The sequence below is a fragment of the Xanthomonas sp. NCPPB 4037 genome (genome assembly GCF_041475695.2).
Classification (GTDB): Bacteria; Pseudomonadota; Gammaproteobacteria; order Xanthomonadales; family Xanthomonadaceae; genus Xanthomonas; species Xanthomonas campestris.
In genome coordinates this window covers 2,801,552-2,815,594 of sequence record NZ_CM191261.1, presented here as the reverse complement: position 1 = coordinate 2,815,594, position 14,043 = coordinate 2,801,552, and the positions used below count along the sequence as shown (strand labels likewise).

The window sequence follows — 14,043 nt, the reverse complement described above, 5'->3', positions numbered from 1 at the left end:
GATGGCCAGAGGCATCACCGAATCCGACGTGCACGGCGCTGCCGATGCACTTGTTGCAGATGGCGAACGACCTACGGTTGAGCGTATCCGCGCCTATCTGGGTACAGGGTCGCCGAATACAGTCGTGCGCTGGCTGGAGACTTGGTGGCAAGGTTTGGGGCCTCGCTTGGCAACGGACCGCCAGGTCCGGATTACCACAGCCAACGTGCCTGAAGCTGTCGCGGCCCTGGCAGGGCAGTGGTGGACGTTGGCGCTAGACCACGCCCGAGCCCAGGCCGATGACGCAATGGCTTCTGATCGTGCATCCCTCTTAGACGCCCGAGAAACGTTGGAGCGAGACCGGCACGTTATGCAGGCCGAGCTTGCCCGACTAGAAAGCGTAACCCACGCTGCTCAGCAAGCCGAACAACTCGCCGCCGCACGGACGTCCGAGTTAGAGCGCTTTGTCGAGCAGCTGCAGCGTCAGCTGGCCGAACTTAGCCAGCAGCGTGACGCCTCAGCTTTACGCGCCCTCGGCTCAGAAAGCGCCAATGAAATGTTACGGGTCCAACTCCAGGAGTTGCAGGACGCAGCGCGTGCCGAGCGCGACACCTTGACCCAGCATATGCGCGCCACTGAAGACCGGGCACATGCGGAGATCGATCATGCGCGTCAGGAATCCAAGCAGGCCAAGCAGCAGCTAGCTGCCAGCCAGCGAGAGGCAGCGCTGGATAAGCGCCGACTTGAGGAAGCGCTAGAACACGCGCAAGGCGATGTTTCAGCGCTCCGCCAAGACCTCACGATTCAGCAGGCACGCGCAGATGCACTTGAGGCGCAACTCGTCAAATTGAACGATCTGCCGGCAGCACTCGAAGCAGCGTGGCAGCAACACGTGGGACGGAGTCCACCTAAGCGCCCAAAACCCGAACGGTCTAAGCGAGATCGCAGTAAGGCGGTTAAGAGCGGCTAACAAAACGTAGCGAGCAGTCGTCAGGTGGGTGCGGACGGCGCGGAGGAACCGGAGTGTACGTGGGTACATGAGGATTCCGAGCACCGGCCGCGCCCGCCTGGCGGCTGCGCAGTAGTTTTGATAGCTGCTCTAAGTGATGCACAGCAAGCGCCATGCTGTGTTACCTAGGAGCATATCTAAGAGCTCGGTAACCAAACGCGGCCCGCCATTCGCGTAATCGCTGCTGGAACGCGAACAGGGTCAAGCGTTACGCTAAGAATTCCTTAGCATTGGTGAGCAGTCATATGACCCTGCCTGACCGACGTCCCCCCAATTTTGAGTAGTGCCTCAGTTTGGAGTCCAATTCCCTACCCGACGTCCCCCCAATTTTGAGTAGCGCCCCAGTTTGGAGTCCAATTCCCTACCCCGAGGAGATTGGACGTGAAGAAGCGCTTTACCGAGGAACAGATCATTGGCTTCCTGCGCGAAGCCGAAGCGGGCATAGCGATCAAGGACCTATGCCGGCGCCATGGCTTCAGCGAGGCCTCGTACTACCTGTGGCGCAGCAAATTCGGCGGGATGAGCGTGCCCGATGCCAAGCGGCTCAAGGACCTCGAGTCCGAGAATGCTCGACTGAAGAAGTTGCTAGCCGAGCAGCTGTTCGAGAACGACCTGATCAAGGATGCGCTGCGAAAAAAGTGGTAAGCGCACCGGCGCGTCGTACGCTGGTGCGCGAGTGGATCGGGCGCGGTGCCAGCGAGCGTCGTGCCTTGGCAGCGATCGGCATGAGCGCCAGTGCGCTGCGCTATTGCCCGCGCGAAGACCGCAATGGCGAACTGCGCGAGCGCATTGTTGCGCTGGCGCATCGCCATCGTCGCTATGGCGTGGGGATGATCTATCTCAAATTGCGGCAAGAAGGACGCATCGTGAACTACAAACGCGTGGAGCGGTTGTACCGCGAACAGCAGCTACAGGTCCGACGGCGCAAGCGCAAAAAAGTGCCAATAGGCGAGCGTCAGCCGCTGCTGCGGCCATCGCAGGCCAACCAGGTGTGGTCGATGGACTTTGTGTTCGACCGCACTGCCGAAGGGCGGGTGATCAAGTGTCTGGTGATCGTGGACGATGCAACCCACGAAGCGGTCGCCATCGACGTGGAGCGCGCGATCTCGGGCCACGGCGTTGCGCGCGTGCTGGACCGACTGGCGCACAGTCGCGGTTTGCCGAAGGTGATCCGCACTGACAATGGCAAGGAGTTTTGCGGTAAGGCGATGGTCGCCTGGGCGCATGCCCGTGATGTGCAACTACGGCTCATCCAGCCAGGCAAACCGAACCAGAACGCCTACGTCGAATCCTTCAATGGCCGACTACGCGACGAATGCCTCAACGAGCACTGGTTCCCGACGTTACTGCACGCGCGCACCGAAATCGAACGCTGGCGACGCGAATACAACGAGGACCGACCCAAGAAGGCGATCGGCGGCATGACCCCGGCTGCTTATGCCCAACATCTGGCAAACACCGATATCATCAACCCCGGACTCTAAACCAGGCCGCTACTCAGGGCGGGGGGACGTCGGTGTCGGCAGCCTCCGCCGAGGCCTGAGCGCAGACGCCGGCTTCAGGCTGAACCACCGCCGACACGCGACGCCGATTCGCACGCGAGCGCGCTCGACGCCTTCTTCCTCGCAAGGACTCCATCATGCAAATCAAAACCGCAAGCCCTGGCCCTAACGCGCATCCGCACGACCCGGTTGCGGGCGACGGATCGTCACCCGCCGACCGCAGCATCGAGATCGAAGCGGGACACGGCAGCGGCACTCTGTTGCCCACGGACGGCACGCAAGCACGCGCGTGCCCGAGACCGGCTTCGGAAACCACGATGTGCCTCGCGGACCTGCTGTCGATCTCCAGCCAGCGGCCTTCGAGGCCCGAAATCATACCGGCCATTGTGCAAGCCGGGGACGATGAAGGCGTCCCGGATGTGCTTCCGCAACCGGCCCGTTCCGGGGCGAGCCAGCCGCGCTTGGCCAATCCCGGCGAAGCGAGGGACGTCGAGAGCGGGTTGCTCATGCGCGATTGCTCGTCGCGGATCGCCGCCTTCCTGGGCAACCTGTCGGTCGTCCAGGAGCTTCGGCAGTTCGATGACAGCGAGTTCGTGGGCAAGCTGCGTAACGAACTGGTCACCGAGCCCGGATGTCGAGAGCCGAAGACGCTGCTGGCCGCCATGGGCGAGAAGGTCGATGAACTGCGGTCGCACCTGGACAAGCAGGCGTCGACGCCAGAGGAGGCGGAGTTCCTGGCCGAGGCCCGGCGCTATCTCGAACCGGTCATGACCAGCTTAGAGACCGACATCCACACCTTGCAGCACGACGCGAGTGCCGCAAAGCGGATATATCAGGGAGCGCTGACCCTTCTGCTGTACCCCTTGCCGCTCGCCACACTGTTTACCCAGAAGACTGGCACCTACGCTGCGTTCAACATTGCTTCCTACACTTACACGGCGATACAGCTGGTCTCGCTTATGCGACGCCCGACAACGGACGCCAAGCTGTTCATGAAGCACGCCATCAACCGGCACAGCCTCGTCTTCTTCATCTCGCTGGTCTATGCCGTACCCACCTTCTACGCCAAGGCCTCGCCGCTGCAGCGCAACGCCGGCTTCGTCGCCGGCGCGGCGGTGGCGCAAGGGACGATGATGTTCGGCCTGCGGCTGGGGCAGGACCTGATGGACTCGATGCGGCTGCGCTTCAACGGCGCCTTCAACCGCAGGCGTGATCTTCCCGACGGCTTCAGGGACGCCATTGAGGGAGTCGTGGGCGATCTGCGCGCGGGTCTGAACAACGTCAACCGCTCCGTCGGCGAATTCCAGCAGGACCGGCGGATCACGCCGCACATGGATCGGCAGCTCACCTTCTTCAAGCAGGACCTGTCCAGAATCGTGACGGGCCTTGAGCGGCTCGTAGCGACCGGGACGCGGCAGGAGAGCCCGGTCGCCGCAAGCGATAACCCACCAGGCCCCCTAGAGGCGGTGCGCCGGACCCTGGACGCATCGTTCGCAAACAACCCCGACCTGAAGGGAAAGCTCGCGCTGGCGACCGTAGCCTTCGCCGTCCTCGGATCAAACATCGCCCTGATGCGCAACAACGGGCTGGCCCTACCTGACTTCATCGCCGATGCGGTCGTCTCGTCGACGTTCCTGCTCCGCGAAGCGCTGAGCCCGCACGTCACGCACGCGGGGATGAACGACAGCGTGAGCGACACCGTCGGCGGTATGACGATCGGCCTGCCCTTCTCCGTAGCCGCTGTGATGAGCAGCTACATGGACGACCCCAGGGCCAACCCATCGGGCTTCATAGCCGGGACCGTCGGCTACACGGCGGCCTACCTGCTCTTCGGCCGGGTGGCCGGCGACGTCCTGTCCAAGGGCCTCATGGCGACGAGCGGAGCGCTCGGCTGGGGCCAACAGCAGGCGATCCGACTCGGCCGGAGCGCGATGGCCTTGGGTTTCGAACTGGTCGCCGGGCACCGCTCGCCGGCTGCAATGGATGTGCACGACGTAGCCGGGGTCGAGATGGCGGGTGTGCCGCATGAGCCGCTGTTCTTCAGCCCCTCACAGCGGGCGTCCGCCGAACGCACCCTGGTCGGCACGCTTGAGCAGATCGGCGACGAGTGGCACGACGCGCGCGACGAATGGGGAGGCGAATCGGAGGGGACGGCGGGTAGGGACGCCCCCTGGGTCGACGCACCGGCGCAGCTGCCCATGCAGCCGGCGCCTCAGTCGGAATAAGCAGCCCTGCACGCGTATGAGGTCGGGCGGGATTCCTGAGCGGGAGGGTCGGTAGGGATTCGTGTAAAAAGTAGCCACAAGTGAGCTAATTTGCTGTCAGTGAAAGGTTTATTACACGAATCCCTGCCGACCCTCTTGATCTACAACCAGGTCACCAACGGCTGCCGGCGATCGCCCATAGGCTCCGTGAGAATCCCTCGCTAGCAGTACGCGGCCGCGCAGTCCTCCCGCAGACGGCGCTGGGCGCTCTATAAGCGTTGCCTCTGACCAGTAGCATGCCAGCCGGTGCTGTGCGAGTTGCATCCTCCTTGCCTGGCTGCGCTGACTTTGCAAGTCACAACCGTCCAGCCTAAATGACGCCGTCGTCCAGTTTGGCTGATAGCTTCGTCCAGTTTATTTAGAGCGGCTAACAAAACGTAGCGAGCAGTCGTCAGGTGGGTGCGGACGGCGCGGAGGAACCGGAGTGTACGGGGGTACATGAGAATTCCGAGCACTGGCCGCGCCCGCCTGGCGGCTGCGCAGCAGTTTTGATAGCTGCTCTTAGTGTCAGCGTCCACTTGCTTGGCTGTATGTAATGCGATGTCACTACGAGGCAGGCGCACATGCTGACTCTGCAAGCGGAGCGCGCAGGCGGCCGTGACTAAGCCCGAAGGGGCGAGACGCCGTAGGTGGCTCGATGCCGGCACCGCCGGCACGACGGCGCGAAAGGCCGCGCAAAAGATCACATTGCACCACCGAAAATTTGGTGGTATCACAGCCAAGGCCATCGGTTATCCGCATTTTCCAAACGGAGCCGACAATGCAATATTCCCTTAGAAACCTCTTGCCGCTTGTCTCATGCCTTGCGTTGACTGGCATCGCGTCAGCAGCTCAGCAGCCCGGAAAAATGATGTCCGACAAGGACACGTGGGCGTGCGAGGTCGCCATGTGCCTGTCCAATCCTAGCGGGCCTACTGCTGTCGCCGAGTGCCGGCCGCCGATCGAGAAGATGCAGCGCGAGATGGCCAAGGGCAATGCGATTCCGAAGTGTCCTTTTGTCCAGAACGACTCGCAAAGCGGCGGCGGCAGCTCGAGCGGCGGCGGTGGCAACGATCGCCCAGCTCAGCAACTGCGATAGGCATCCTGCGCGGTTCCGCCGCTCGGTACAATTCAGCTCGCTCTATATCGCCGCGACCGGTCGTCGGGGCTGCTCGCCGTTACGCCCCTGCGTCGATTTGTTCAAGTTCGCACCTCGGCAGGGATGCCGGTCCTTTATGCATGCGCACCGATCACAACCAGCGGCTCGGGACTGATCTGCTTGCCGTCGGGATCGAGTCCCCACACGCCCCAATGCGTGACATAAAAAGCATCGTGCGGGTTGACCTCGTTGGACTCGAGACCATCGAGTGTCAAATAGAGCTTTTCCCAAGCTATGACCAGCTTGCCGCCAACCGTCCAGGTGAGCGAGCCGTGGGGGACCCGCCTCGGTCCGTTGGGCGCGCCGTGCGGGGGCGCTCCCGGCCCGTCGATTGCGCCAATTAGGCGGACCTCAAAGGAATGGTTCGGGGCTAGGGTGATACAGCGCTCCCCGCTTGGGTCGAAAACCTCAGTTCCTCCACCCAGTTGGATCGCAGACTCAACGATTGGCTCGTAGTGACCTGTTAGCTGCACACGCAAGTACCACTCTTGTTTGATCACGAAGAGCGCGCCGGGCGCAAGCTCGATCGCTTTTGCTGGTGTGACCGCACTTGCTTTGATCGTCATGTATTGCTCCGTCGCTCGATCGTTGGGGTGTCAATCACTTGATGCGCTTCGTTTTGCTGCGCGGGCTTCAGTTCTTGCGACCTTTGGCAAGCACGGCCAGGGATCGATTGACATACTCGATGACATACAGCTCCGCCGCGTCGATTTCCTCATCTTTGATTAGCAGACTCGTAGGGTGATATTGCTCGCCATCGGCCGTGATGGTCACCATGTATTGGCCGCTCTCGTCGGCAGGATCACCAACTGCAAGTTCCGTCATCACTTGCGTGATGCGGTCCAGGCGAAGCCACCGCCATTGGCCACCGTTCGTTTCCTCTGGCAGGCGACCTTCTGCGCGCGGCAGCGCGTACACCCACAGGGGTACCGGCGAGTCGTTGAATGAGATTCCGTAGCGGTCCTGCGTCATAGCGCTTTACGTCCTTTAGGTGTTGGGTTGGATTTACGGCTGCGCGGTAGGCCGGGCAGTTTCAGCTGGGCCCGATCGCTGGGTAGGATCTTCACGGCGACGGTGGCCACCGTCGTCGCGGCGCAAGCCGATTTCTTGGCCGGCTTGGCGGGGTTGCTCTCGCGCTTGCTGTTGGACAACTCCTTGAGCGCAGCCGGCCGTCCTCGTCGGTAGATCTTCGGCGCACGCACGTAGTTGGCTGGCAGCACTTCAAACACCATCACCCCTCGCGCCAGCAGCTGGGCGGCGGCGGTGTCGAGGCTGGAAAACACACGCGGCTCGCCGCGCTGGCCGATCAGTTGCTTTTCGGTTTGGCCCACGCGCACCATCAATACGTAGCCGCCGGCCTGGCCGACCAGCTGTACTGTGCTCAGCACACCGGCACTGGCGAGGGCGGCGAGGGTGGTGATGGAAATGGTTGATGTCATCATAGGTCTATCAAACATTGATGTTTGATGCTTGATCATTTTAAGTCGCGGTGCAAGCCTGGTGTTGCGAGCCGTTTGCGGACATAACGCGGATTCCACGCAGTGGGGCAGGGCTTCCTCCGCACATGAACCCAAAGTAGTCCAGATGTTGCATCGCCCGGGCGCATCCATTAGGCTAGCCTCACCACTCCTCCCCTGTCGCCCCATTCAGTTGGGTAACGGCTTGGGACGAAAAAACCGCCGCAAGGCGGTTTTTTCATGTCCGCAGGAAGCTCCATGTGACCATCGCCAAAGCGACTGCCGTCTACATCGATGGCTACAACCTATACTACGGGCGCATCCGTGGGACCGCATTCAAGTGGCTCGATGTGGTCACACTGTTCGATCGCCTCCTGCATGACCAAGACCCGACCACCGATCTGCTGCACGTCCGATATTTCACAGCGCCGGCGCTGGGTCGGTTTGCGACCCACAAGCAGGCCTCGGAAACGCAAGCGACATATCTGCACGCGCTAGCACACACCCACCCACAACGATTCGCCACGACGTTAGGCAAACACAGCTGGGACAAGGCGGGAACCCTTCTGCCGGAGTTTGTCAGCGGCCAGCCGTATGATCGGACACGCCGGGTTCGGGTCTGGAAGCTCGAAGAGAAACAGACCGATGTGAACCTGGCGCTGGCCATGTATCGCGATGCTGCGTCGGCGCGCTATCAGCAGCTGGTTGTGTGCTCCAACGATAGCGATATCGAGCCGGTCCTTGCGGCGATCCGCGAGGACTTCCCGATCATCGTGCTAGGCGTGGTCACGCCACGCAGGCCGCCGATCGATGGTGAATCGGACAGAAGAGTCAGCGTCTCGCTGTCGTGCCGCGCTGACTGGACACGTCAATACATTTTGGATGATGAGCTCGCGGCCGCCCAGCTACCGAAACGCGTTCGTAAGCCTGGCAAGGCAATCGATAAGCCGGGGCATTGGTGAACATGAGTTCAAACCCACGTACAACTACAGCCGCGCTCCCCGAGACCGTCGGCGCACGTCTTCTGACGGAGCGAAAGCGCCTCGGCCTTACTCAAATCGAAATGGCCGAGCGCTGTTCTGTCAGTCGGTGGGCGCAGCTATATTTCGAAAAAGATACGAATCTACCGGGTGGCGCGTATCTCATCGCTGCGCACCAAATTGGCGTCGATATTCTCTATGTCCTTACGGGGACGCCGCCATCGTACAAGCGTTGATTGGCTGCACTGCTGAACGCTGCCGGCACCTGGCTAGAGAAGCTGCCCGTGATATATCGCATATGGAGGGTCGGCAGGGATTTGTGTAAAAAACAGCCAAAAGTGAGCTAACTCGCTGTCAGCAACGGCCTTTTACACGAATCCCTGCCGACCCTCAATGCCGAACAAAAATGCGATCTGCCAAGTCTTCAAATAAGGATGGAGCCACATGCCTACAACCCAGCTTTGCGAGCCGATCTTTTGGACACTCTGCGAAAAACCCGAGGCATGGCAGGTCTGGGCCGCACTACTGCAGGCACTGCTTGCCGGAGCCGCAATTTGGTTTGCCGCTCGGCTTGCGGTTAGCCAGGAGCGCCGCGCCATCAGTAGACGAACTGACGTGTTCCTCAAACGGATCGAACAAGCAGCGCTAAACGTGGTACAGATCAAGACGTTTTTCCTTGGAAATCAAGGCGAGGAGTCGCGTGAATCCGTATATAGCGCCGAGGCAAAAATGTTTGAGGTGTTCGCACAGTCGTTGCGTGCTGTGCCTCTTGAGAACATCGTTGATGCCCGCCTCTTGCAACCCCTGCACAATGCGGCCCTCGCCTGCGAGAAGGTCGTCGACCTTTTGAAAAAAAAAATGCCGAACACGCTTGGAGAAAACCAGGAATGGTCAAAAGCGCTCGGCGCCGCTCAGTTCGAACTCACGGAATCTTATAGGAGTGCGTTTGCTGTTGCGGCTGAGTTCGATTCCGTCCCGATGTTCAAGAGGGCTCGGAGTTGGATGACGAACATTCGCATGACAACCATACGCAAAAAGGCCAATCCTCGTTACGCGTCAAAGGACTAGGCTTGTTCTTGTTGCTCCTGCGCCCAATTCAGCACCGCACGCATTTCTTCTTGATCGTAATAGGACGGCGCGGAGCGCGGCTCAAATACCCCGTTAGCAATCGCGGCCTCAAAGTAATGGCGGGCGGCTTCATAGTTCGGCACATGCAAACGTTTGATTAGTTCCAGAACCTCGCTCTCTTCCGAGAAGCGCTTATCATATAGGAACGACAGAAGCGTAATCAGGCCATCGGAACCTACGAAACTGGAAAGCGGCAGGTCGGCAACGGTGTATCGCTTGGTGGCAAACCACTGGTTCTCATCGTGATAGCACGCGTTCTTCCTGTCTGCGTTTGGGGATGCGTGCCGATGATGGACAAGGCGAAGATGGTGCGCACTCCGCTGAATGTTATCGGGTTCGCTTCGTCCATTGAGCCACTCTACCCAGCCGTCATCAACGCTGAGAATCGGCTTGCCGCACTCGTCACATGTCCACGGTGGATTGACTTCCATACTGCATCCTTGTCGGTAGTTGAGCGTCTCCTTGTATCGTGATCGAAGAGCCGCAGCAAGTGGCGTCTGCGACGCGCGCGCGTGGGGCGCATGCCGCTATGCAATTCCACGCTTCTCCCTACATGAGGGTCCAATATAGTCAATTCCCATGACCTTGCGCGCAGTGAGCGGCCCACACACGCTTGACGGTGGTGACGCTCGCGCCTGCCAGGCGCGCAGTGTTGGCGATGGTCTCCCCACGACCGCGCAACGCGACGATGCGAGCATGTACGGCCGGATCGGCCGGGCGGCCACGGTACTTGTCTCTGGCCTTCGCCAGCTCAATACCCTGACGCTGACGCTGGGGTTCAGCCGACATACGTGTAAAAATAGCTCATACGTTCGTATTTCATTCATTGCATCAGTGCGTTAGCGGATATTTTGGGCAGCAAAGCAACACCGCAGTGTCATTGCAGCGGCACTGGGCTGAAGACGTGCAGGCCCTGGAGCCGCCCGATGTCTCCAGGACAATTTGGCCAACCTCGCGTCGTGCCAGCCAGTGCACCAGCTTGCGATGGCCGGCCGCGCGTTGGCCTTGGCGATCGCCACCGCCCGGCGTGGCGGTGGTTACGCCATCGCTGTCAGCGTGTTGGTGGCGCAAACCCCAGGCGCCATCGGCCAGCACGCACACCCCACTGGATTCGGCGTTGACCACGTTCTCCACCTGCGCCTCGCTGGTGATCACGAACTGGCGCAGATAGTTGCTTACGCGCACATCGCAATAATTGGCGCCGGCTGCCTTGGCGGTGCTCAGCGCGGTATCGGACAAGCGCCGGCTGCGTGCGGCATCGTTGGGCGTGAGCAACTGTTTGGCGGCGATCAGGCGGGTGTTCGGCAGCAGCAAGCCGGCAGCACCAATGCCCGACAGGGTGAGGAAGGTACGACGGTCCACGGCGGTTCTCTATCGCATGGCGCGCGGCGATGCGATGCCGGACACAGGGCGGCCGTGGAACGTCGCGCCGCAGTGCGGGCAGCGGCAGCGCCCGCATCGATCCAGAGACCTATGTCCCGTTTGCACACTTCTGCGTTGCGGCACATCGAAACGTCAACCGCCGTAGCAGAACCGAGCACGACCACTGTCGAGCGCAAACCGGTTCCCGCAAGCTGCGCGAGTCGCGAGTCGCGGCTTGCGCCACGCCGGGTCAAGGGCGGCAAGCAGTCACTTTCATGCGGTACACCAGGGACATCCGATGAACCTCTCTCTTTGCACCATCGTGGCGATCGCCATTGCCGCCTGCGTGCCGCCGTGCACGGCCGTTGCCGCCGACTGGTACGTCGCCCCCACCGGCAACGACGGCAATCCCGGCACCCGCGCCGCCCCCTTTGCCAGCGTGATGGCTGCGCAGGCCGCCGCGTCCGGTGGCGATACCGTTTATCTGCGCGGCGGCACCTATCGCCTGACCAGCGCCAACATCAGCGTGGTGCGGCAGCCCTACGCCGTGGTCAACGAGATCACCAAGCCCGGCATCGCCTATGTCAACGTCGCCAACGAGCGGCCGGTGTTCGACTTCTCTGCGGTGACGCCCACCGGCCTGCGCGTGGCCGCATTCCGGGTGGCCAGCAACAACTGCGTCTTTCGCGGATTCGAGGTGGTGGGTGTGCGGATCACCATTGCAGACCGCCTGACCCAGTCCGAGGCATTCCGCGTTGACCGCGGCAACGGCAACCTGTTCGAGAATCTGGCGATCCATGACGGCCAGGCGATCGGCTGGTACCTGGTTTCCGGCAACGACAACCGGGTTCACAACGTCGATGCCTATAACAACCGCGGACTAAATGCATTCTCCGATGGAAACATCGACGGTTTCGGCGTGCACCCGACGCTTGCCGGAAGCACCGGAAACCTTATCGAAGGCAGCCGCGCATGGTTCAACAGCGACGATGGGTTCGACCTGATCAATGCTGCTGCCGCAGTCACCCTGCAACGCAACTGGTCGTTCTACAACGGGTACGACAGCGCATTCACCCCGCTGGGCAATGGCGCAGGCTTCAAGGCAGGCGGCTACGGCCGCAACGGAAGCGATTATCCCAAGCCGGTGCCGCGCCATATCGTGCGGTTCAATCTGGCAGTGGGCAATCGATCCAACGGCCTCTACGCCAATCACCACATCGGTGGGCAGGAGTGGATCAGCAATACATCGATCAAGAACGGCCGCGCCAACTACGACATGCAATCCACCTTAAGCGACAACCTCACCGACGTGCCTGGATACGACCACCATCTGGCCAATAACCTGGGATTCGGAACGCGCATCGAAATGATCAACCTGGGGTCTGCAAGTGAGAACGATATCGGCCGCAATTTGTTCAATCTTCCCCTTGTCATCAGTGCAGGCGATTTCGTCAGCCTGGACGAGCGACAGCTCATGCGTCCGCGCCAGGCCAACGGCGACCTACCCATCATCACCTTCGCCACCCTGGCACCGGGCAGCGCCTTGATCGACGCCGGCGCCGATACCGGTGAGGCCTTTAACGGACGTGCGCCGGACCTGGGGGCATTCGAGGCGCGTTGATCCGGACGATGGCGCTAGCCGCCTGGCCGGCGGCTAGCGCCATCGTGCCCGGCAGGATTAGGGGTCGGCAGGGATTCGTGTAAAAGGCCTTTACTGACAGCGAGTTAGCTCACTTTTTTTGGGGGGGTGTAGGCCGGTGAACCGCCCCGGCTTCCGGCACTCCGCATGCCGTCTGGTTCGATGCGCCCATCGCCAGCGCCGCGCGACGCCTGACCGAGCTGGCCCGCGCGCATGCTGGACCGCGACCTCCACGTCTGGCGGTTTAGCGCTGGTCTCGCGCCATTTTATGAATTGTGATCGAGGACGAAGTAACGCGTTGCCGCAGAAGTGGCACTTCTCTAACGCGGCGATTACTTCCGATTGGTGCGCCGCAAATTTACTAAAATTTTACTGTAATTTAACTATCAAACCAGAAGAAAGACCATGAGAAAATTTAAATCGAAGTACATGCTTGGCGCCTGCATCGTTGGAAGCATCGTTAGCGCGGGTGCAGCGGCGCAGGTCGCTGCAATAAACAATACTGGCCGTGCCGAGGCTATGTCTGCATGGGAAACTACGCTCAAGCACGAGGCTCCGGCTATGGAGGGCTGCTTTAGCTCGACATTTCCGGACATGGGGTGGCAGGCGGTACGCTGTGGCGCACCGCCGAAGTTGGTCATGAAGCCACGACACGTTGCCAGCGGCAACGCTCGTACCACCACCGACAACCGTGTGCTCATCACCGGCAATGGCGATGACTACGCTGCACGCACGGGCAGGCTCACCCACTCAGCCGTCGGTTCGTTCCCGAGCGTAAGCGGCGTGACCACTGGGGTAGTCCAATACTCGCTGCAAATCAATACCGACAACGACAGCAACCCCGCCGCTTGCGCGCAGTTCGGTTTTTCTTCGTGCAAGACCTGGCAACAGTACGTCTACTCCAGCGACGCCGACGAAGACTCAAGTAATGGCTTTGACCCGGTCATCTTCATTGAAAGCTGGGTATATGCGGACAGTACCTCGGAATACGATGCGGCGGGTTGCCCGTCCGGCTGGGATGCTTACGAAGGCAACGCTTGCGTGATTAACAGCGAATTGGTGCGAGTGCCTCTGGTGCCAGTTTCGGGCATCGCTGGTGTCAAGCTGACCGGTTCTGCGACCTCGGGGGGCGTGGATACCGTGTCGTTTTCGGTGAACGGAAGGGCCTACAGCGTGAGTCAGCGCGCCTCTACGGTGGATATCAATAAGATCTGGCGCCTGACCGAATTCAACATCTTCGGCAACGGCGCCAGAACTCAGACGGTGTCGTTCAATCGCGGCTCGCACGTCACGGTAAACGTAGCGGTAAACGATGGTACGACAAATGCCCCGACTTGCCTGGGCAATGCCGGCCAGACGTTCGAGCAGAACAACCTGACGCGCGGTAGTTGCTCCGTCTTTGGTGGCGCTTCGCCCGGCATTAGCTTTCCTCAAAGCAACTGACTATTTGCGTCTGGGGAGGTTTCGTCCTTCCCAGACGTTACTTGTTCGCCAACGGGGCGCGGTGGCCGCAGCTGCGCCAGGAGCTGTTCCAGCGTGCTCAGACGTACCGTGGCCCGCGCTGTTCCGGGACACTGTCGACTGG

General features: G+C 60.9%; 12 protein-coding genes, 2 other RNA genes and 4 pseudogenes. 9 read left to right on the top strand and 9 right to left on the bottom strand.

Annotated features, from left to right (window positions below):
* The first annotated feature begins 1 nt into the window (after position 1).
* Entirely contained in the window at positions 2-949 is a 948-nt protein-coding gene (locus ACCQ01_RS12725) for a DNA-binding protein (RefSeq protein WP_228434289.1), read from the top strand.
* Here the strand turns inward: ACCQ01_RS12725 and ACCQ01_RS12720 are convergent.
* Positions 944-1,018, bottom strand: a non-coding RNA gene (locus tag ACCQ01_RS12720) — sX9 sRNA. The genes ACCQ01_RS12725 and ACCQ01_RS12720 overlap by 6 nt on opposite strands.
* Positions 1,019-1,369: 351 nt before the next feature.
* Between ACCQ01_RS12720 and ACCQ01_RS12715 the strand changes: the two genes are divergently transcribed.
* Together ACCQ01_RS12715 and xopAA are read left to right on the top strand one after the other, a co-directional pair.
* A protein-coding gene (locus ACCQ01_RS12715; RefSeq protein ID WP_372358798.1) for an IS3 family transposase occupies positions 1,370-2,472 on the top strand; the annotation gives its coding sequence in 2 pieces (ribosomal slippage) (positions 1,370-1,628 and positions 1,628-2,472; 1,104 coding nt in all).
* A 155-nt stretch (positions 2,473-2,627) separates the two neighbouring features.
* The gene (xopAA, locus tag ACCQ01_RS12710) at positions 2,628-4,715 is read left to right on the top strand and encodes a type III secretion system effector XopAA (RefSeq protein ID WP_228434148.1); all 2,088 of its coding nucleotides are present in this window, start codon (positions 2,628-2,630) and stop codon (positions 4,713-4,715) included.
* A gap of 404 nt (positions 4,716-5,119) precedes the next feature.
* Here the strand turns inward: xopAA and ACCQ01_RS12705 are convergent.
* A non-coding RNA gene (locus ACCQ01_RS12705) (sX9 sRNA) lies at positions 5,120-5,194 on the bottom strand.
* Positions 5,195-5,514: 320 nt separating this feature from the next.
* Between ACCQ01_RS12705 and ACCQ01_RS12700 the strand changes: the two genes are divergently transcribed.
* Positions 5,515-5,832 carry a hypothetical protein gene (locus ACCQ01_RS12700; protein ID WP_068574823.1) on the top strand — a complete coding sequence of 106 codons (318 nt, stop codon included), beginning with the start codon at positions 5,515-5,517 and terminating at the stop codon, positions 5,830-5,832.
* Positions 5,833-5,966: 134 nt separating this feature from the next.
* Here ACCQ01_RS12700 and ACCQ01_RS12695 read toward each other — a convergent pair whose 3' ends face one another.
* From ACCQ01_RS12695 to ACCQ01_RS12685, 3 genes are all read right to left on the bottom strand, one after another.
* Positions 5,967-6,458, bottom strand: coding sequence for a hypothetical protein (locus ACCQ01_RS12695; protein ID WP_228434149.1), 492 nt, complete (start codon positions 6,456-6,458; stop codon positions 5,967-5,969).
* 67 nt (positions 6,459-6,525) lie between these two features.
* Positions 6,526-6,864 (bottom strand): hypothetical protein, encoded by a 339-nt coding sequence (locus ACCQ01_RS12690; protein WP_228434150.1) that lies wholly within the window; start codon positions 6,862-6,864, stop codon positions 6,526-6,528.
* Positions 6,861-7,331: a ParC-related protein gene (locus ACCQ01_RS12685; protein WP_068574831.1), complete on the bottom strand. Its 471-nt coding sequence runs from the start codon at positions 7,329-7,331 to the stop codon at positions 6,861-6,863. Before ACCQ01_RS12685 ends, ACCQ01_RS12690 begins: the two co-directional genes overlap by 4 nt.
* Positions 7,332-7,609: 278 nt before the next feature.
* On the opposite strand from ACCQ01_RS12685, the gene ACCQ01_RS12680 reads away from it, so the two are divergent.
* From ACCQ01_RS12680 to ACCQ01_RS12670, 3 genes and pseudogenes are all read left to right on the top strand, one after another.
* Positions 7,610-8,311 carry an NYN domain-containing protein gene (locus ACCQ01_RS12680; protein ID WP_074059020.1) on the top strand — a complete coding sequence of 234 codons (702 nt, stop codon included), beginning with the start codon at positions 7,610-7,612 and terminating at the stop codon, positions 8,309-8,311.
* A 101-nt stretch (positions 8,312-8,412) separates the two neighbouring features.
* Positions 8,413-8,535 (top strand): annotated as a pseudogene (locus tag ACCQ01_RS12675) (XRE family transcriptional regulator); the annotation flags it as partial.
* A 238-nt stretch (positions 8,536-8,773) separates the two neighbouring features.
* Positions 8,774-9,397 carry a hypothetical protein gene (locus ACCQ01_RS12670; protein WP_046932906.1) on the top strand — a complete coding sequence of 208 codons (624 nt, stop codon included), beginning with the start codon at positions 8,774-8,776 and terminating at the stop codon, positions 9,395-9,397.
* On the opposite strand, the gene ACCQ01_RS12665 is transcribed toward ACCQ01_RS12670, so the two are convergent.
* The 3 genes and pseudogenes from ACCQ01_RS12665 to ACCQ01_RS12655 all read right to left on the bottom strand — a co-directional run.
* On the bottom strand, positions 9,394-9,888 hold the full coding sequence (locus tag ACCQ01_RS12665) for a hypothetical protein (RefSeq protein WP_046932908.1): 495 nt from the start codon (positions 9,886-9,888) through the stop codon (positions 9,394-9,396). The genes ACCQ01_RS12670 and ACCQ01_RS12665 overlap by 4 nt on opposite strands.
* A 139-nt stretch (positions 9,889-10,027) precedes the next feature.
* Positions 10,028-10,231: pseudogene (locus tag ACCQ01_RS12660) on the bottom strand (helix-turn-helix domain-containing protein); the annotation flags it as partial.
* A gap of 218 nt (positions 10,232-10,449) precedes the next feature.
* Positions 10,450-10,819, bottom strand: a pseudogene (locus tag ACCQ01_RS12655) (TldD/PmbA family protein); the annotation flags it as partial.
* A 298-nt stretch (positions 10,820-11,117) separates the two neighbouring features.
* Here ACCQ01_RS12655 and ACCQ01_RS12650 point away from each other — a divergent pair.
* Both ACCQ01_RS12650 and ACCQ01_RS12645 read left to right on the top strand, forming a co-directional pair.
* Complete coding sequence (locus tag ACCQ01_RS12650) at positions 11,118-12,440, top strand: right-handed parallel beta-helix repeat-containing protein (protein ID WP_228434151.1); 1,323 nt, start codon at positions 11,118-11,120, stop codon at positions 12,438-12,440.
* A gap of 423 nt (positions 12,441-12,863) precedes the next feature.
* On the top strand, positions 12,864-13,901 hold the full coding sequence (locus ACCQ01_RS12645) for a hypothetical protein (RefSeq protein ID WP_228434152.1): 1,038 nt from the start codon (positions 12,864-12,866) through the stop codon (positions 13,899-13,901).
* On the opposite strand, the pseudogene ACCQ01_RS12640 reads toward ACCQ01_RS12645, so the two are convergent.
* Positions 13,889-14,023 (bottom strand): annotated as a pseudogene (locus tag ACCQ01_RS12640) (DNA-binding protein); the annotation flags it as partial. The gene ACCQ01_RS12645 and the pseudogene ACCQ01_RS12640 sit on opposite strands and share 13 nt — an antisense overlap.
* Between the last annotated feature and the right edge of the window lie 20 nt (positions 14,024-14,043).